At 60.2% G+C, this 17,512-nt stretch carries 17 protein-coding genes and 1 pseudogene; 10 read left to right on the top strand and 8 right to left on the bottom strand.

The features are described 5' to 3' along the window. Positions 1-230: 230 nt before the first annotated feature. Both AC0JZ4_RS19970 and AC0JZ4_RS19965 read right to left on the bottom strand, forming a co-directional pair. A pseudogene (locus tag AC0JZ4_RS19970) lies at positions 231-566 on the bottom strand (MBL fold metallo-hydrolase); the annotation flags it as partial. A gap of 377 nt (positions 567-943) precedes the next feature. Continuing rightward, positions 944-2,347, bottom strand: coding sequence for an aminotransferase-like domain-containing protein (locus AC0JZ4_RS19965; RefSeq protein WP_471888245.1), 1,404 nt, complete (start codon positions 2,345-2,347; stop codon positions 944-946). Positions 2,348-2,692: 345 nt separating this feature from the next. On the opposite strand from AC0JZ4_RS19965, the gene AC0JZ4_RS19960 reads away from it, so the two are divergent. The 10 genes from AC0JZ4_RS19960 to AC0JZ4_RS19915 all read left to right on the top strand — a co-directional run bounded on the left by AC0JZ4_RS19960 (position 2,693) and on the right by AC0JZ4_RS19915 (position 11,922). Then, the gene (locus tag AC0JZ4_RS19960) at positions 2,693-3,175 is read left to right on the top strand and encodes an MSMEG_0572/Sll0783 family nitrogen starvation response protein (protein WP_471888244.1); all 483 of its coding nucleotides are present in this window, start codon (positions 2,693-2,695) and stop codon (positions 3,173-3,175) included. Positions 3,176-3,225: 50 nt separating this feature from the next. Further along, positions 3,226-4,281, top strand: coding sequence for a Nit6803 family nitrilase (locus AC0JZ4_RS19955; protein ID WP_471888243.1), 1,056 nt, complete (start codon positions 3,226-3,228; stop codon positions 4,279-4,281). Continuing rightward, positions 4,205-5,338 carry an MSMEG_0568 family radical SAM protein gene (locus tag AC0JZ4_RS19950; RefSeq protein WP_471888242.1) on the top strand — a complete coding sequence of 378 codons (1,134 nt, stop codon included), beginning with the start codon at positions 4,205-4,207 and terminating at the stop codon, positions 5,336-5,338. The genes AC0JZ4_RS19955 and AC0JZ4_RS19950 overlap by 77 nt, the downstream gene beginning before the upstream one ends. Continuing rightward, complete coding sequence (locus tag AC0JZ4_RS19945; RefSeq protein WP_471888241.1) at positions 5,335-5,877, top strand: MSMEG_0567/Sll0786 family nitrogen starvation N-acetyltransferase; 543 nt, start codon at positions 5,335-5,337, stop codon at positions 5,875-5,877. Before AC0JZ4_RS19950 ends, AC0JZ4_RS19945 begins: the two co-directional genes overlap by 4 nt. Further along, positions 5,874-6,878, top strand: coding sequence for a sll0787 family AIR synthase-like protein (locus tag AC0JZ4_RS19940; RefSeq protein ID WP_471888240.1), 1,005 nt, complete (start codon positions 5,874-5,876; stop codon positions 6,876-6,878). Before AC0JZ4_RS19945 ends, AC0JZ4_RS19940 begins: the two co-directional genes overlap by 4 nt. Beyond that, positions 6,875-8,041 (top strand): MSMEG_0565 family glycosyltransferase, encoded by a 1,167-nt coding sequence (locus AC0JZ4_RS19935; protein ID WP_471888239.1) that lies wholly within the window; start codon positions 6,875-6,877, stop codon positions 8,039-8,041. Before AC0JZ4_RS19940 ends, AC0JZ4_RS19935 begins: the two co-directional genes overlap by 4 nt. Beyond that, a complete protein-coding gene (locus AC0JZ4_RS19930) occupies positions 8,034-8,321 on the top strand; it encodes an MSMEG_0570 family nitrogen starvation response protein (protein ID WP_471888238.1) in 288 nt (95 codons plus the stop codon). The genes AC0JZ4_RS19935 and AC0JZ4_RS19930 overlap by 8 nt, the downstream gene beginning before the upstream one ends. A gap of 13 nt (positions 8,322-8,334) precedes the next feature. Further along, positions 8,335-9,609: an MSMEG_0569 family flavin-dependent oxidoreductase gene (locus tag AC0JZ4_RS19925; RefSeq protein ID WP_471888237.1), complete on the top strand. Its 1,275-nt coding sequence runs from the start codon at positions 8,335-8,337 to the stop codon at positions 9,607-9,609. A gap of 2 nt (positions 9,610-9,611) precedes the next feature. After that, on the top strand, positions 9,612-10,475 hold the full coding sequence (locus AC0JZ4_RS19920; RefSeq protein WP_471888236.1) for a Pnap_2097 family protein: 864 nt from the start codon (positions 9,612-9,614) through the stop codon (positions 10,473-10,475). A 535-nt stretch (positions 10,476-11,010) separates the two neighbouring features. After that, positions 11,011-11,922, top strand: coding sequence for a LysR substrate-binding domain-containing protein (locus tag AC0JZ4_RS19915; protein ID WP_471889043.1), 912 nt, complete (start codon positions 11,011-11,013; stop codon positions 11,920-11,922). 8 nt (positions 11,923-11,930) lie between these two features. Here the strand turns inward: AC0JZ4_RS19915 and AC0JZ4_RS19910 are convergent, their stop codons facing one another. The 6 genes from AC0JZ4_RS19910 to AC0JZ4_RS19885 form a co-directional block, all read right to left on the bottom strand. Next, the gene (locus AC0JZ4_RS19910) at positions 11,931-13,211 is read right to left on the bottom strand and encodes a TRAP transporter large permease (protein WP_471888235.1); all 1,281 of its coding nucleotides are present in this window, start codon (positions 13,209-13,211) and stop codon (positions 11,931-11,933) included. Positions 13,212-13,213: 2 nt separating this feature from the next. Beyond that, entirely contained in the window at positions 13,214-13,765 is a 552-nt protein-coding gene (locus AC0JZ4_RS19905; RefSeq protein ID WP_471888234.1) for a TRAP transporter small permease, read from the bottom strand. Positions 13,766-13,840: 75 nt separating this feature from the next. Further along, the gene (locus AC0JZ4_RS19900; RefSeq protein ID WP_471888233.1) at positions 13,841-14,836 is read right to left on the bottom strand and encodes a DctP family TRAP transporter solute-binding subunit; all 996 of its coding nucleotides are present in this window, start codon (positions 14,834-14,836) and stop codon (positions 13,841-13,843) included. A gap of 48 nt (positions 14,837-14,884) precedes the next feature. Beyond that, on the bottom strand, positions 14,885-15,769 hold the full coding sequence (locus AC0JZ4_RS19895; RefSeq protein ID WP_471888232.1) for an NAD(P)-dependent oxidoreductase: 885 nt from the start codon (positions 15,767-15,769) through the stop codon (positions 14,885-14,887). Between the two features lie 16 nt (positions 15,770-15,785). Continuing rightward, positions 15,786-16,091 carry a putative quinol monooxygenase gene (locus AC0JZ4_RS19890; RefSeq protein WP_471888231.1) on the bottom strand — a complete coding sequence of 102 codons (306 nt, stop codon included), beginning with the start codon at positions 16,089-16,091 and terminating at the stop codon, positions 15,786-15,788. 17 nt (positions 16,092-16,108) lie between these two features. Then, positions 16,109-17,467: an NAD(P)H-dependent oxidoreductase gene (locus AC0JZ4_RS19885; RefSeq protein ID WP_471888230.1), complete on the bottom strand. Its 1,359-nt coding sequence runs from the start codon at positions 17,465-17,467 to the stop codon at positions 16,109-16,111. Between the last annotated feature and the right edge of the window lie 45 nt (positions 17,468-17,512).

Below are 17,512 nucleotides of genomic sequence, written 5' to 3'. Positions count from 1 at the left end.
GCAAGGTTTGAAGTCAGCAACTCGATACATTATCGCGACTGCCGATCTTGAGCCGTGTCATGCGGTCCAGCCCGCGAGGGCACTCGGACAGCGGTCGCGCTCTCAGCAGCCAGAGATATCGATCGACTTTGTGGCCAGGTGTTCGCCTCCGGCGATGAGACGGTCCGGACAGCATCCTGACACTATCGACGCGATCGCCTGAGCGGCAATGATGTTTTCGCTCGACGTCTTCAGCCCCAGACTGCGCCCGGCAGGGCATCAAGCGGGATCTTGAGATAGCGGCGGCCGCATTGTTCCGCACTGGGCAGTTCGCCTCCGCGAATATTCACCTGCAGGGCATGAAGGATGAGCTTTGGCATCGGCAATGTCCGGTCCCGCGCTTCGCGCAGCCTCACGAATTCGTCCTGGGTCACGCCGCTCACATGCGAGTTGGTCCTTTTCTGCTCCGCAACCGTGCTTTCCCACAGAACCTCGCGTCCGCCGGGGCAATAATCGTGCCCGGTGAACAGACGGGTTTCGTTTGGCAGTGCCAGTATCGCCTGAATGGAGCGCACTAGGACGTGTGCGACTATATCGAGACGCTCTGCAGCCCGAAACGTAATCACGTCAGGAACGAGATGCTGTCACCCGTAGAGTTTGAGAAGCAGCAGAAAATCTAACTCGAGGGTATCTACGAAACTCGGGGCTATTCAGTTTGACCTCATCAATGGCTGCCGGAGAACGCGTCAGATCGACGCTGAGCTTGTGGTCACGATGCAGAACCAAGCTGCGGAGATCATCGACATCATTGTCGAGCGCAGGCTGTTTCCCAGCCTGGAACCGGCCTATCAGGGATTTGGTCTAGGCATCGGGGAATGTACGGCACCGAGCTAGCGATCGCTCAGAGAATTCTCTTTCATCGCCGCATGTGTGCTGTTCCCCATCGTCCGCGCATGAACCACGCTTAAAAAAACGACCCTGCCATTTCCGGCGCGCTTTCGAGCGCATGGGCCATGAACTCCAGGGCGGCCTTCAGTTCAGGCTTTCGGATCGCGCCGCCCAGACAAACACGTACGGCCTCTTCGGGGACGCCATCCACGGTGAACGCATCGCTGGCAACAACACCGATGCCCGCATTGTGCATATGGCTGCCGAAGGTCGAACGGGTCCAGCCGTTTGCAAGCGGAAGCCATATGTTGAAGCTGATCGGATCGGAGCGATAACTGCCCGCGGGCAGGATCTCGGCGACAAGCGCCTGGCGGGCTGCCGCCTCCGCACGGATGAACCGCAATATGCCGTCAGCCGTTCCGTCATCGATCCAGCGTGTGGCAAGCGCCACCGACAGAGGCGACGCCATGACATTGTTGGCGCGCATGGCACTGGCAAACGGCCAGGCCGCCTTTGTATCCGGCGCAACGACATAAGCGAGGCGAAGGCCTGCACCGATACTTTTTGCCAGTCCACCGATATGCCAGGTCAGATCCGGCGCCATGGCGGCAAGTGGCGGCGGGCTGTGCAATGGAATGAAGCCATAGGCATCATCTTCAACCAACGGCACATGATATTTGCGCGCAACTGCGCATATCTCCTCGCGACGTCGTTCTGGGATCGTCAGCGTTGTCGGGTTCTGCAGGGTCGGGTTGAGGTAGAGAGCCTTGGGCCTTTTCTCCTCACAAGCTGCAGCGAACGCGGCTGGAATGATCCCCTCGTCATCCATCGGCAATCCAACGAGGTTCAGACGCAATTGTGCCGCGATCGAGCGCATGCCCGGATAGGTGACATTTTCCGAGAGCACAACTTCTTCAGGTTTGGCGAGCATGCCGAAGATGGCGAGAAGCGCCGGATGTGCGCCCGGCGTGACGAATATACGCTGTTGGGAGGGTACGAGCCCACGCCTGCTCAGCCAGGCTGCGGCCGCATCCTTGTCCATTCCAGCGCCACCAAACCCCTGGTAACGCAGCAAGGGCACAAGATTGGTCGCAACGGCAGACAGCCCCTCGCGCATCCTCGACAGAAGGTCGGGATCGTCCGGTTCCGGCGGCATGTTCATCGAGAAATCGATCGAAGCGCTGCGCCGCGGATCCGGTGCGGCGTCGAAAGCAAACCCGCGCCGTTCGCGATCTCCGCCCCCGGTCACGAAAGTTCCCCTACCGACATGTGTACTTACCAGACCACGTTTCTGGGCCTCGACATAACCGCGGGCCACCGTAGTGAAGTCGATATCCAGGCTGCGCGCCAGCTCACGCTGCGGCGGCAGCCTGTCGCCAACAACGAGATGACCGCTTCGCAAATCCATCTCGATCACGTCGGCGATCGCCATGTAACGGGGGCCATTGCTGCGGGTAAGGTCCGGGAGCCAGGTCTTCATGCGATCGCTTCCAACAATTCGTCCGATTGACTGTATATTGTTGCGTTCGCAGCTTGTCATCCTCTAACATTTACTCCACACCATCAGATATTCAAACGAACACTCATCGGCGCCATCAATGTATGCACATTGAATGCATTCATTGGCAGCATTGTTGCTTCCGCTTTCAGCATGAAATTGCCCTTTATCAAGGCTAGCGTTCAAATTGACCCTCGGAATGACCGTACATTTGACTGCATAAATTGCGTTTTTGAACGTATTTTAGGCAAAAATAATATTGGCATAGCGCTTGCAATTGAATGACTGCACCCCGCGTGGGGCCTGATTTCAACACAGGAGCCATTCATGCCTGCAGTTACCGCACCCGTACATGCCGACGGCGATTATCTCGTCGATTACGAAGACAAGGTCTTTGAGGACGTCCAGGCCGAGGAAGGCGAAAAGGCGCTCATCACGTTTCACACGGTCGCCTTCGAGGGATCGATCGGTCTCGTTAATCTGCTTCAGGCCAAGCGGCTCAAACGTAAGGGTTTTGAGACATCCGTCCTGCTCTACGGTCCGGGCGTGACCCTCGGCGTGCAGCGCGGCTTTCCCAAGCTCGGCGCGGAAGCCTTTCCGGGCCACCTCAACTTCAACAACCAGATCAAGGGCTTCATGGAGGAAGGTGGCAAGGTCTATGCCTGCCGTTTCGCTCTTCAGGCGCTGTATGGCCATGGCGAAGGCTCGTTGATCCCCGGCATCATCCCGATCAGCCCGCTAGACGTGCTGGATCTTGTGCTCCTGCACCGCCGCGACGGCGCCTTCATCCTGGACACCTGGACACTCTGACCCATGGAGGCGGGGCATGCGCTCCGCCTCACCTCAACAAGGAGTGTTGCATGGCGAATAAAGCAATCGTGCGGGCGGCTGCCGCCCAGATCGCACCGGACCTGACCTCCGGGGAAAAGACCCTGGTCCGGGTCCTGGAGACGATCCGCGAGGCAGCCTCGAAGGGCGCCGAACTTATCGTCTTCCCCGAGACATTCGTTCCCTGGTATCCGTATTTTTCGTTCGTGCTGCCGCCCGTCCTGTCCGGCAAAGAGCATGTCCGGCTCTACGAGGAGGCCGTCACGGTACCGGGGACTGCGACCGACGCCGTCGCATCCATCGCCCGCGAACATGGCATCGTCGTCGTGCTCGGCATCAACGAGCGCGATCACGGCTCGCTCTACAATTCCCAGCTGGTCTTCGACGCCGACGGCCGGATGATCCTGAAGCGCCGCAAGATCACGCCCACATTCCACGAGCGGATGATCTGGGGCCAGGGCGATGCGTCGGGCCTGAAGGTGGTTGACAGCCATGTCGGCCGCATCGGTGCGCTGGCATGCTGGGAACACTACAATCCGCTGGCCCGCTACGCGCTGATGGCCCAGCACGAGGAAATCCACGTCGCGCAGTTTCCCGGCTCGATGGTCGGGCCGATCTTCGCCGACCAGATGGAGGTGACGATCCGCCACCACGCCCTGGAAAGCGGCTGCTTTGTCGTTAACGCCACCGGCTGGCTGACAGACGAGCAGATCGTCTCGATCACCCCCGACCAAGGACTGCAGAAGGCGCTGCGCGGCGGCTGCATGACCGCCATCATCTCGCCGGAGGGCAAGCATCTTGCGCCGCCCATCACCGAGGGCGAAGGCATACTCATCGCCGACCTCGACATGAGCCTTATCGTCAAGCGCAAGCGGATGATGGATTCCGTCGGCCATTATGCCCGCCCTGAACTGCTGCATCTCGTCATCGATGCCCGCGCCACGGCACCGATGATCTCCTCCCAGACCCCGTTCCAAACCACAGCCGCCTCCGGCGAAAGGAGCAATTCCGATGGACAGCTCGACCACGCGTCTTCCGACCGAGATCCTGATCAACGAGTTGCAGTCCTTCGGAGCCAGGCTGGTTGATCCGAAGGCAGGCCACGAAAGCCGCCGCGGCGGAGCCGGCCCCTCCGACCACAAGCCGATGACCATCGACGGGATGACCGTCATGGTGCCGGTCCACACCGCTCCGGCATTCGAGAGCCCCTATCTTGTCGAAAAGCCCGACGAAGCCGGCAAGAGCAGGATCAGCCGCGACGGAAAGGTTCTGGGTGAAGTTTCCTTTCCGTTGCGCCCGCGCTTTTACGAGCGGTCAACATCGGACGGCATCCCCTACTCCCAGATAGCCGTCCTGCATGGCCGAGACGTGCTGGCCACAACCGTGCTGCAGACCTGCATCCGCTACCAGAGCCGCACCAAGACCTGTCAGTTCTGCGCCATCGGCCAGTCGCTGGCGGCCGGCCGCACGATTGCCCACAAGACCCCTGAGCAACTGGCTGAAGTCGCCAAGGCAGCCGTCGAGCTCGACGGCGTAAAACACATGGTGATGACCACGGGCACGCCGAAAGGATCAGACCGGGGTGCCTCCATCCTTGCCGACAGTGCAAGGGCCATCAAGGCAGCCGTCGACATTCCGATCCAGGCCCAATGCGAGCCGCCGGAAGACGATGCGTGGTTGCAGATCATGAAGGATGCTGGCGTCGATGCGCTCGGCATGCATCTCGAAGTGGTCACACCTGAAGTCCGCGCCCGTATCATGCCCGGCAAGGCGCAGGTGTCGATCGAGAAATACATGACCTCCTTCAAGGCCGCGGTCGCGGTCTTCGGGCGCGGCCAGGTTTCCACATACATTCTCGCCGGTCTCGGGGACACGCGGGAAGCCATCCTAGATATATGTGAAAAGCTGGTGGCGATCGGCGTCTATCCCTTCGTCGTCCCCTTCGTGCCGATTTCGGGCACGCCGCTGGAAAGCCATCCGAGCCCGAAGCCGGATTTCATGCACTCCATCCTCGACCCGCTGTCTAGAATGCTCGTCGATAGCGGGCTGAAAGCCGTCGACATCAAGGCCGGCTGCGGCAAATGCGGCGCCTGTTCGGCCCTTTCGAGCTACGAGAGGATGCTTGATGGAAGGGGCGCCAAATGATCGTCGAACCCTTTGCCCCCTATCAGACCGGCGAATTCCAGGTGAAATTCGCCACATCGGAATGGGAACGGCGCGAGGCACATGCGCTGCGCCGCGCTGTTTTCTGTCACGAGCAGAAGATCTTCGAACACGATGACCGTGATCAGACCGACGACCACGCCATACCGATCGTCGCGCTGTCGATGATGGGCGTCGCCGCCGACGAGCTGGTCGGGACCGTGCGCATCCATGAGGCGGCGCCGGGCCTCTGGTGGGGGTCTCGGCTCGCGGTGCGCGAGGATTGCCGCAAGATCGGGGCGCTTGGCGCAACGCTGATCAAGCTCGCCGTCTCCTCCGCCAATGCCATGGGCTGCCACACGTTCCTCGCCAATGTGCAGGTTCAGAACGGCCTGCTGTTTCGCCGACTGCACTGGGATGTGGTGGAGGAATTCGAGATCTACGGAAAACCGCATCTCCGGATGAGGGCGGATCTGAAATGGTATCCGCCCTGCAAAACCCCGGAGGCGGGTTTCGTGGCGCTGCCGAGGAGAGCCGCATGACGAAGACAGCAGTCGACCTGGCTGATCTCGCGGCAAGGCTCTCGGCAGCCGCCGGCATTGCTGCCAAGGCCGATATCGGCGCCATCACCGGCGCCCTCGGCCTTGCGGGGCGCGACATAGCGGTCGGCGACGATTGCGCCGCCCTGCCCGATGGCAATGATTTCCTGCTACTCGCCATCGAAGGCTTCATGAACGAGTTCGTCGCCGCAGATCCCTGGTTTGCCGGCTGGTGCGGCGTGATGGTCAACATCTCCGACATCGTCGCGATGGGCGGGAGACCCATCGCCGTCGTCGACGCCGTCTGGGCGAATGGCGCAGCGGAAGCGGCTCCGGTGCTGGACGGCATGCGGGCAGCCGCAGCCACCTATGGCGTGCCGATCGTCGGCGGACATACCAATATAAGAACGGATCGCGGCCAGTTGTCGGTTGCCATTCTCGGTCGGGCAAAGAAGCTGCTCACGAGTTTCGATGCGCGGCCGGGCGACGTCCTGATCGCGGCGGTCGATCATCGCGGCCGCTACCGCGAGCCTTTCAATAACTGGGAGTCAGCGACGGATGCGCCCGCCGCCCGGCTGCGTGGCGACTTGGAGGTGATGGCAGAGATCGCCGAGGCCGGCCTGGCGCTTGCAGCCAAGGACATCAGCCAGGGCGGCATTCCCGGCACGGCCATCATGCTGGCCGAATGTTCCGGCGTCGGGATCGATATCGAGGTCTCGGCGATCCCTTTGCCCGAAGGTGTTCCGCTGGACCGCTGGCTCTCGACCTTCCCGAGCTATGGCTACCTTCTGTCTGTTCCGCCGCATCGTGTCGAAGCGGTGTTGGGCCGCTTTGACTGTCACGACATCGCAGCGGCAGCCATCGGCCGGGTCGTTGCCGGCAGCGCGGTGGCTATAACCGACGGAGAACATCGTGCCGTCATCCGTGACTATCGGACGATGCCGCTTATGGGGCTTGGGACACGAGAGTGCGGCGAAGGCAAAACGCGGGAGGATGCCGCATGAGCCCAGCCACGTCGCGATCTCTTCGCATCGCCATGCTGACCCATTCGACCAATCCGCGCGGCGGGGTGGTTCACTCCATGCAACTGTCGGAGGCTCTAACCGCGATTGGCCATGAGGTGGTGCTGTTTGCGCCGGACACGAAGGGAGAAGGCTTCTTCCGCAAACCCGTATGCAATGCCGTCGCCTTTCCCGTCGGTCCGGCACCCGCGGAGATGACCGCCATGGTCGAGCAGCGGATCGGTGACTACATCCGGCATTTCGAACACGCTTCGAAGCGCGGCTTTGATCTCTATCATGCCCATGACGGGATTTCCGGCAACGCGCTGGCCGAACTGAAGCGCCGCGGCCTCATCGCCAGCTTTGTTCGCACCGTTCATCATATCGACCAGTTCACCGATCCGCGCCTGATGGCCCTGCAGGATCGCTCGATCGACGACGCGGATGTCTTTCTGACTGTCAGCGCCACTTGGCGGGATGTGCTGAAGGATCGCGGAATTTCCGCCCATATCGTCGGAAACGGCGTCGATACCGTACGCTTCTCTCCAAAATGGGGTGGCGAGCTGACTGCCCTGCGTGACCGCCTCAACATTTCATCGGGACCGATCTTCCTGGCGGTCGGCGGCATAGAGGCGCGCAAGAACACGATTGGCATTCTCGACGCCTTTCGCCAGTTACGGGCTGTCACGCCGGACGCGCAACTGGTAATCGCCGGCGGTGCATCGCTGCTCGACCATGCCGCCTACCAGGACGAATTCCGCTCCGAACTCGCCCTGCTGCACGACCATTCGGCCGCCGTGCATCTGATCGGTCCGATCGCCGACGAGGACATGCCGAACCTTTACCGCCTTGCCGACGCCCTGGTCTTTCCTTCGCTGAAGGAAGGATTTGGGCTCGTCGTACTGGAGGCGATGGCGAGTGGCGTGCCGGTCGTCACCTCCTCGATTGCGCCCTTCACCGAGTATCTCGGCCGCGAGGACGTGCTGTGGTGCGATCCGTATCACTCGGCCTCGATTGCGGAAGCCATGGCGCTTGCACTGGTGCCACCGGTCCGCGAGCGCGTGATCTCCAATGGCCTGACCGTTGCCAGGCGTTTCTCATGGCAGCGCGTCGCCACCGCCCATCTGACCGCCTATTCGACATTGAAGGAGGCTGCGAATGCCTGAAATGCGTTTCATCATCACCTGGCCGGATGGTCAGGAAGAAAGCTGTTACTCCCCGTCGCTGATCATCCGTGAGTTCTTTGCCGAGGGCGAGAGTTATCGGGTCGCGGATTTCGTCGAACGGAGCCGAAAGGCGCTCACCATCGCCAGCGATCGGGTGGAAGCGAAATACGGGTTTGCCTGTTCATCGGCAAACGATCAGCTCGCCCGCATCGAGAGCACTGCCATCCCCTTCCTGCAGGACGCCGACGCCCGCGTCCATTGCAAGACATTCATTCTATGAAAAGGTTCGATTCATGCCCCATGATTTGAAGCAGCATTATAGTGCCGTCATCGTCGGCGGTGGACAAGCCGGCCTTTCCGCCAGCTATTTCCTCAAGCAACGTGGTATCGATCACATCGTTTTCGAGAAGAAGACGGTGGCGCATAAGTGGAGGGACGAGCGCTGGGACGCTTTCTGCCTTGTGACGCCCAACTGGCAGTGCCAGCTCCCTGACCACCCCTATGACGGTGACGACCCACACGGCTTCATGGTCAAGGAGGAGATCCTTGCCTATGTCGACCGCTTCATCGAGAAAGTCGATGCGCCGGTGCTGGAAGGCACGACCGTGACCTCGCTGGAGCGGCGGCCTGGTGGCGGATTCCGGATGGAAAGTTCGGCCGGCACGGTGACGACCGACAGCGTGGTGCTTGCGACCAGCCTCTATGCCCGACCTGCGATCCCCCGCGCTGCCGAACGGTTGCCGGAGGAAATCGTCCAGCTTCACACGGTCGAGTACCGCAATCCGGGTCAATTGCCTGATGGTGCGGTTGTTGTGGTCGGCTCAGGCCAGTCGGGCGCCCAGATCGCCGAAGACCTGCATCTTTCCGGCAGGACGGTGCATATGGTGACCGGCAACGCGCCGCGCTGCGCCCGGTTCTACCGCGGCCGCGACGTCGTGGACTGGCTATCGGATATTGGTCAGTACGAAATCACCGTCGAGCATGACGGCATGACCAGGAAGAAGCACGACACGAACCACTATCTGACCGGACGCGATGGTGGCCGCGACATCGACCTGCGCAAGTTCGCGACGGAGGGCATGAAGCTCTACGGCCGCATGAATGGCGTCTTCGGCAGAAAGATGCTGTTCGAGCCAAATCTCAAAGCCAACCTGGATGCCGCCGACCGGGTCTACAATGGCATCAACGCGTTCATCGACAAGCATATTGCGGTCAACGACATCGATGCGCCGCCTGCAAGTGTCTATCAGCCGCTCTGGGAGCCGGCCAAGGAGCCGACCGAACTCGACCTTGTTGCTGAAGGCGTCACATCCGTCATCTGGGCGACCGGCTTCACTCCGGACTGGTCTTATGTCGGCCTGCCGATCTTCGATGGCTCCGGATATCCGGTCCAGCGGCGCGGCGTGACAGGCGTGGACGGTGTCTATGTTCTCGGCCTGCCATGGCTGTGGACTTGGGGCTCGGGCCGCTTCCTCGCCGTCGGCAGGGACGCCGAGCATGTGACCGATCACCTCTGCGATTATCTCGCGTCTGGGCAATCGGCACTTCGCCAGGCAGCAGGTATCTGAGCATGAACATGGCTGTCCCGCATCTGCAGGCAATTGCGCCGACAACCCGATCACTCATGGAGCGGGCACTTGAACCTTACATTTTGCTCGGCATGCCGCATCTCACACCGTTCGGCCTGTCGGAAACCTGGTTGTTGAAGGAGCTTGGCCACAGGCACTGGCTGATGCTTGCCATACGGCTCGGCATGGACGACGCCGACTTCCGCACACCGGACGGCCGCGAGGCCTATGCATCGATCTGCGCCAGCGCGCTGGAACAGGTCGATGGCGGATTGCCAATTGCAAGGCCCAACGACATCCTGGAGATCCGTTCGTCCATCTCTTTCCTGGCAAAAAATCAGCACTCGAGCCTTCACCATCTGCAGATCGGAGGCCGGCGGATCTGCGAGGTAGAGCTGGTTTCGACCTTCGTCGCGAGGCAGACCGAGACCGATAATCACACGCTGGCCCGGGTGGAGAAGCCGTCGCCATTGGCGCGACAGCTCAGCACGAGCGAATTGGCAGGCCGAGCATCCGCCATGCGAAAGACTGCTGCTGTCCCGCGGAATTTTGACGATGAGGGCCAAAGCAAAATTTTCGAGGCAAGTTTTTCGCCGCGCCCGGACGAGGACTTCAATGGTGCAGGACTTTTGTATTTTGCCAATTTTCAGGGCTTCGTCGCCCAAGCCATTTCACAATCGAAGCTGGACCAAAAGCGCTTCAAACGCCAGGAGGTCTTTTTCTTCGGCAACATTCGCGCCGGGGAGAACATTTCCGTCTGCCTCCACTCTCCGTCCGCCAATGGAGCGCTTGCAGCGGATGTCATCCGGGAAGACGGAAAGATCATAGCTATTGCCAGATGCGCTTCACCGGAGCCGAGATCTTGAATGCATACGAGCGGCGGGTCATCCCCAATCTCGCGCAGACCAAGCAACGTACGAGCATAATCAATCGCTTATCGGAAACGTAAAGCCGGCCTTGGATCGACAGTCGTCAAAGGTCGCAACCGCACACAGCCTCACTGCGACAGTCAGGTGAAGGCTTCACGTCAGCAAAAAGGCGTACTTCTTGAGTGGGCAGGCGGCAGTTCAAGAGCGACAAAGCCAACCACCCAACGATGAGATGTCAGCCCTCACCCGCGGTCCGAGCGACCTGCATAAGCATCCGCTTCGCTTCCCGCGTCCGCCCGGAGACGAACGCCTGCCAGACTTTCTGCGCTCCGACCCAACGGCTGCTATTCGAGTGACTGTTCATTGATGTGCCTTGCGATCTGGAGTTGCCAGTATACAGATAGACGAACAAGTCGCTTCAAAGTAGTCGTCGCTATTGCATCGCAGCAATGCGTTTTCGCCTGATGATCATCCACTCCGCTTACGATCTCGGGTCCTGATATAGATCGTGCTGAAGGCAGCCAGGACAGAAATGCAAATCCCGATCAAGGCAATTTTGGTGTTTCATTCCGCAGCACGCGCAGGAAGTATAGCCCGGGCGGCGGCGGAGCTGGGCGTCACACCGTCGGCCGTCAGCCAGCAGATCCAGGTTCTCGAGGTGCAGCTTGGCGTCACGCTTCTGGCCAAGGCCGGCCGCGGAGTTGCGTTGACGGAAGCCGGTGAGCGCTATTTTTCGATGATTGCCGACCAGATCGAGGGTATCGAGGAGGCCACGGGCACGATACGCGGATTTCGCTCGGTCACGAGCTTGACCGTCCGCGCGACACCCACGTTTTCCAACAAATGGCTACTGCCACGGCTGGGAGGTCTGCTCGATCAGCACCCCGATCTCGAAATTAGGCTGGACGGTACGAACGAGCCTACGGACTTCAATCAAGAGCTGGTCGATATAGAGATAAGGCATGGTGATGGCCGATGGCCGGGTCTCTTCGTCGAAGGCGTCGCCGACGAACGCTTTTATCCGGTCTGCTCACCCGACTACGCGGCAGCGGAAAGTATAACTCCGGAGGATCTGCTTCATCACCGGCTGATCCACTCCGCAAAGTCGCAGGCACAGTGGAACAGCTGGTTTCCGCTGGCGGGCGTCACGACACAACAGCGATGGCAGCGGGTACTTTTCGACCGCAGCCATATGGCAATCGACGCTGCGGTACGCGGTATGGGCGTCGCGCTTGAAAGCACCTTGATGATGGGTGATGAGCTCAAGAGTGGACGGCTTGTCTGCCCCGTGATCTCACCGCCCGCCGTTAAGCTCGTCACACAATGGATTGTCTGTCCGCGCGATCACCTCCGCCAGAAAAAGGTTCGCGTGTTCCTGGACTGGCTGCGCATCGAACGTGGAGAATGGCAGGCAGCCTATCCTTCGGGCTCCCTGCCAGATTAGAATATCCGCTAGTACATTCCCAGCAGCCGAATGGGCCCGAGTGTCAGCACGGGGAACAGGACCAGTGCGAAGATGGCGAGCGTCAGCACGGTCATCGGCGCAAGCGATCCCCGGATGACATCCTCGACCTTCATGTTGGCCACCTGGGCGGCGGCGAACAGGCAGACGCCCACCGGCGGCGTCACGAGCCCCAGGGTCAACGTCATCACGGTCACGATCAGAAAGTGGATCGGATCGATCCCGATCGCCTGAACAGGTGGCATCAGCACCGGGATCAAGATGAACATGGCCGGTATCGCTTCCATGAAAATGCCGATGATCAAAAGGAAGACGAAGATGACAAGCATTCCGGTCAGTGGACCGAGATGCATTGCCTGGAAAGCTTCGGCGACCTTTTCCGGCAGTCCGTCATAGGTAAATACCCAGGCGGCGATCTGCGACGTGGCGGCAATGAAGAGGATCGTACCCGAGATACGGGCCGTCGAGATGAGGATGTCCGGCAGTTCGCTGATCGGAAGCGTTCGATAGACGAGAACTCCGAGGATCGCGACATAAACCACGGCGATCGCAGCCGCTTCCGTCGGCGTGAACAGCCCGCTGGCAATTCCGACGATCAGGATCAATGGCGTCAGCATTGGCAGGATGGCGCGCAGGCCCGTGACTACGACCATGCGCATGCTGAATGGTGATGGCGGGTTATAGCCGTAGTAAACGGAATAGAAGTGATTGAAGACGAGGAACGCGAAGGCGATGAACAGGCCTGGCACCAGGCCCGCGACGAGAAGCGTTCCGATCGATACATTCGCAATCGAACCGGCGATGACGACGAGGATCGACGGCGGAATGATGGATGACAGGGTCGACGTGCAGAGCGTCATGCCGACGGCATAACCTTTCGGAAAGCCGTGCCGTTCCATCGCCTTGATCTCGATTGCGCCAACAGACGCGATATCAGCCACTGACGAGCCTGATACACCGGAAAAGATCACCGACGAGATGACATTCACATGACCAAGCCCGCCGGGGAGCCAGCCGACGATCGCTTCGGCGAAATCGAAGATCCTCTCCGCTACTCGCCCTCGTTCCATGACAGTCCCGACGAGAATGAACAGCGGCACCGCGACCAAGAGAAATGAGTTCATGGACGAGAACATGGTCTGCGCCATGAGGTCCATAGGCATTGACGTGAAGAGCCAGAGTGTGCCGACGCTTGCCAGAGCCAAGGCAACGGCGAGAGGGATGCCAAGCATGCTCAAGCCGAAAAAAGCAACGAGAAGAAATACCGACATGACTAATGCCTCGCAGTGATGGAAATATCGGCATGGGCGATCTCGCCCTCCGGCAAACCGAGTTCGGGAAGTGCGATCAGATCCCGGCGACTACGCAGCGACTCGACGATCGCAAGCACCGCGATGACGGCGGAAACAGGCATCACTATGCCGATCACCCACATTGGAATGGGGAGGGTCGCAGCTGTCTCGTTCATCATGATCTGCTGGCGAACCAGAGTGAGGCCCGTCCAGCCCATCAAACCGAAGAAAAAGACCGACGAAGCCACATAGATCGGCACCGCCAGATGCTGGAACAGGCGTCGCCCCATGACGAGGAAGACCACGACCCGAGCGCTTTCGACGGTTCGAAAGCCGGCGGCTAGGCCCAGAAACACCATCCATATAAAGAGGAAGCGGGTCGCCTCCTCAGTCCAGGGTAGCGGATGACCGGTCAGTCGTCCGACCACCTGTAGCAAGACGACGACCAGTATCCCGAAGCATGCTGCCCCTGCGGCGACATCTGCAATGATCCTGACGAATGTTCCAAGCGAAGAACCCAGGGAGGCGCGCATGACGTTACCCTTTTCAAACAGAGATGAGAGGTCCGATGGCGGCACTTTGCTTTCCGGCAAAGTGCCGCGGTAACATCAGTTCGTCGCGATGAAGCTACGGGTGCGCTCGAAGAAGGACTTGTCCTTGATCAGCGCCGAAAACTTGTCGGAGAGCCCGGCAGCGACGTCGACAAAGGCTTTGCGCTGTTCTTCGGTCAGCTCGTTGACCTCCATGCCGTTGCTTTTGAGCGTCGCCAGCGATTTTTCGATATCAGCGGCATCGTTCTCGGCCTTCCAGGCTTCGGTTTCCTTCGCTGCATCGTTCAACGCTGTTTTAAAGGCGTCACTCAGGCCACTATAGCGGGCCGGGTTCATGCCGAGCACCCAGGCATCGGCGATATGGTTGCTGATGGTTGCATACTTCTGCACTTCGTAGAGCTTTGCACTCACCGGGACATTGATCGGGTTCTCCTGGCCGTCGACGACTTTCAACTGCAAGGCGTTGTAGACCTCTGCAAATGCCATCGGCGTCGGTGCGGCGCCCATCGCTCCAAAGAATTCCACCCAGAGCGGATTGTTGGGAACGCGCAGCTTCATGCCTTTCATATCGGCCGGCGAGGTGATCGCGGTCTTGGAATTGGTGATCTGGCGCAATGGGCGGGACCAGAGGTCCAGTCCCTGGATGCCGATGTTGCTGAGATCGGACTGAAGTTCCTTGCCGAGATCGCTGTCGAGATAGGCGCGCAGCTGATCGATATCCCGGAACTGATAGGGAATGGCGATCGCCGTGAACTTCGGATTGAAGGTCGCATAAAGTGACGTGGAGTTGAGCAGCATATCCAGCGAACCACCCGCCAGCTGCTTGACCCCAGCGGAGGGATCGCCACCGTAGAGTGTGCCGTTCGGGAAGACCTTGACGGTAAGCTCCCCGTTTGTCTTTGCCGAAACGAGTTCGGCGAATTTCTTTGCCGCAAGGGTAATCTCGGATGTATCCGGATCGGGCGTAGACAGGGTCAAGGTCTCGGCCTGCACGACACCGGCCGTGAAAATGGCGGCTGCGGCGATAAGGCTGCGGATGTTCAGATAGTTCATTGGTTTCTCCTCCCATTGTTCGTCGATTCGAGAATGCCGATGGCACTCTCAGATTGCATTCATGCGCTGCAGTTCGCGGATAATTCCGCTGTGGTCCAGGTCGCCATCGCCATTATCGACCATAGCCTGGAATAGTCGGTCAACCTCCTCGCTGACCGGCAGTCTCAAACCGCGGCTTCGGGCAAAACCCAGAGCCGTGGATGTATCCTTCACCTGATATTTCGCCGGGCCGCCGGGTTCGAAATTTCCCTCTACCATTCGAAGCCCATGTTGACGGAACACGGTTGAATCCGCAAAGCCCCCGAGCAATGCCTCTCGCACCCGTGCCGGGTCTGCGCCGCCGCTCCTGGCGAGCGTCAGCGCTTCGGCGACCGAACAGATCGTCGAGGCGACGATCAACTGGTTCGCGAGCTTGGTCAGCGATCCGCTTCCGACCGGGCCGACATGCGTGACGCGCCCAAGATGGGCCAAGACCGGTCGCATCCTGTCCACCACCGCCGCGTCACCACCCGCCATGATCGCAAGGCTTCCCTCCTTGGCTCCTTTCTCCCCACCGGAGACTGGTGCATCGAGGAACGCGACCCCTTGTTCAGAAGCGGCATGTGCGATCGCAACAGCGGTTTCCACCGGGATGGAACTCATGACGACAAGTATGGAACCGGGCCGCATCGCTGCGATGACGGCCGCCGGCCCTGTGAGCACAGACTCGCAAACCGGGCCGGAACTGAGCATGCAGATGACCGCATCCGCGTCGCTGACGGCGTCGATGACCTTATCGGCAACGACAACCCCGCTTTCCCGCAATGCGGCAGCCTTGTCCAACGTGCGGTTCCAGGCACGTACAGAAAATCCCGCCTCAGCCAGCCGCCCGGCCATGGGGCCGCCCATGATGCCCGTGCCGACCACGGCAATCTTGGAGACATTATCGGCCATCAGCCTGTCCTCCGCATCAAGGATATCGCCGCTGCAGGAAGCGGACGGGCCGCTCCTCGACGACGAGTGGCGGGAAAGCCTGCTGGAAGCGCCGCAGGTGCGGCGTCTCCAAGTGGGCGTCGAATGCGGCGCGGCTATCGTAGACCTCGTAGAACACGACCGTATCGCCATCCTCCTGCGAGCACACCACGTCGAATTGCCGGCAGCCCGCTTCATCGGCGACTGAATGCATGGCGTCGTCCCTGGCGGCGGCCAGGAAAGCATCGAGCTTTCCTGGCTTGATGCGGAATTCGGCAAGGACCACGAAGGCATACGTGCTCATGCTGCGAACCTCTCCGATCACTCGGCCGCCATCTTGGCCGGACGGAAGCGATCCTCCATATCGCGGCGCAGGTTGACGACGTCCAGATCCTTGACGATTTCGACATCGTCGAAGGAGACGATCTGGTCCTTCTTGATCGGCCGCTTGAGCTTGACGTTATGGGCAAGACCGATCGGTAGCGCCTTGAGGTCGAGGCTGCGGCTTGCCGGAATGGCGTTGGCCCAAACCGCATAACCACCCTCGCCATCCAGCATCTCACCCGGCTGCATGTCCTTCTTTGCGGTCGCAACCGCATCGCCACGGAACTCCGAAGAGCATCCCGTCGGTTCGTTACGCAGCACTGCCGACAGCACGCTGATCGAGGTTTCGAGGCCGATGATGTGGAATGGCCGCCACATGGAAGCGTACCAGCCGGACGGATCCGTCAGCAGGCCGTACTGCTTGAAGCAGGCCCGCGCATATTCGTTATGCGCCTTGAACGTAACGAATACGCCATAGCGGATGTTGTTGAACACCTCGCGGCCATCGGGCTCCTGGCTCGCCGCGATATCGACGAGGCCCGAACGCGCCATGCGGCCGCCATCGGAGACGGGACGAAAGACGCGGGCAAGATCGTGAAGACCCGCAGGCGGGAATGCCAGGCCGTCGTCCGGGCAATCCAGCCCAGTGCCATTGGCAACCGCTGCCATTTCGATGGCAGCCTTCGTTCCGTCCGTGAAGGAATTGTAGAGTTTCGGATTGAGATTATCGGCCGCAACCTGTTCCTCGGTCCAGCCGAAAAGGCCCCAGACCGTGTCAGGCGTGGAATAGCGATAGCGCGGTTCGAAATTCATGCCCTTGCCGGCAGCGGTGATCTCGAAACCGGTCGCGCGGCCCCAGTCGACGAGTTCGCAAATAAGTGCGGGCTGATCGCCATAGGCCATGGAATAGATGACCCCGGCGGCACGCGCCTTTTCGGCCAGGATCGGACCAACCATAACATCCGCTTCGACATTGACCATGACGACATGCTTCCTGGCCTCTATGGCGCCCAGTGCATGCCGCGTCCCGGCGATAGGATGCCCGGTTGCCTCGATAACGCATTCGATTTCGTCGCAACCGAAAACCTCCGCGACGTCGCCGGTGACATATGTCCGGCCTGTCTTGATTGCATCACCGCAGCTCTTCGCCTCGTAGCGCTCTTCCGGCCAGCCGACACGCTGCATGGATTCACGCGCTTTGCCGACATCCAGGTCGACGACAGCGACCATGTGGAGACCGCTGATCCTCTGGGCCTGCGCCAGGACCATGGAGCCGAATTTACCGGCGCCAATCAGCGCCACCCGCACGGGGCGTCCTTCGGCTGCGCGAAGCGACAAAAGAGAAGAAAGGTTCATTGAGACTACATCCTCAGCTAGCGACAAGTGTGAGGAGTTTCCCGC

Source organism: [Rhizobium] kunmingense, assembly GCF_977018605.1.
Note: the sequence above shows the minus strand (reverse complement) of the source record. Positions and strands in the feature narration are given on the sequence as shown.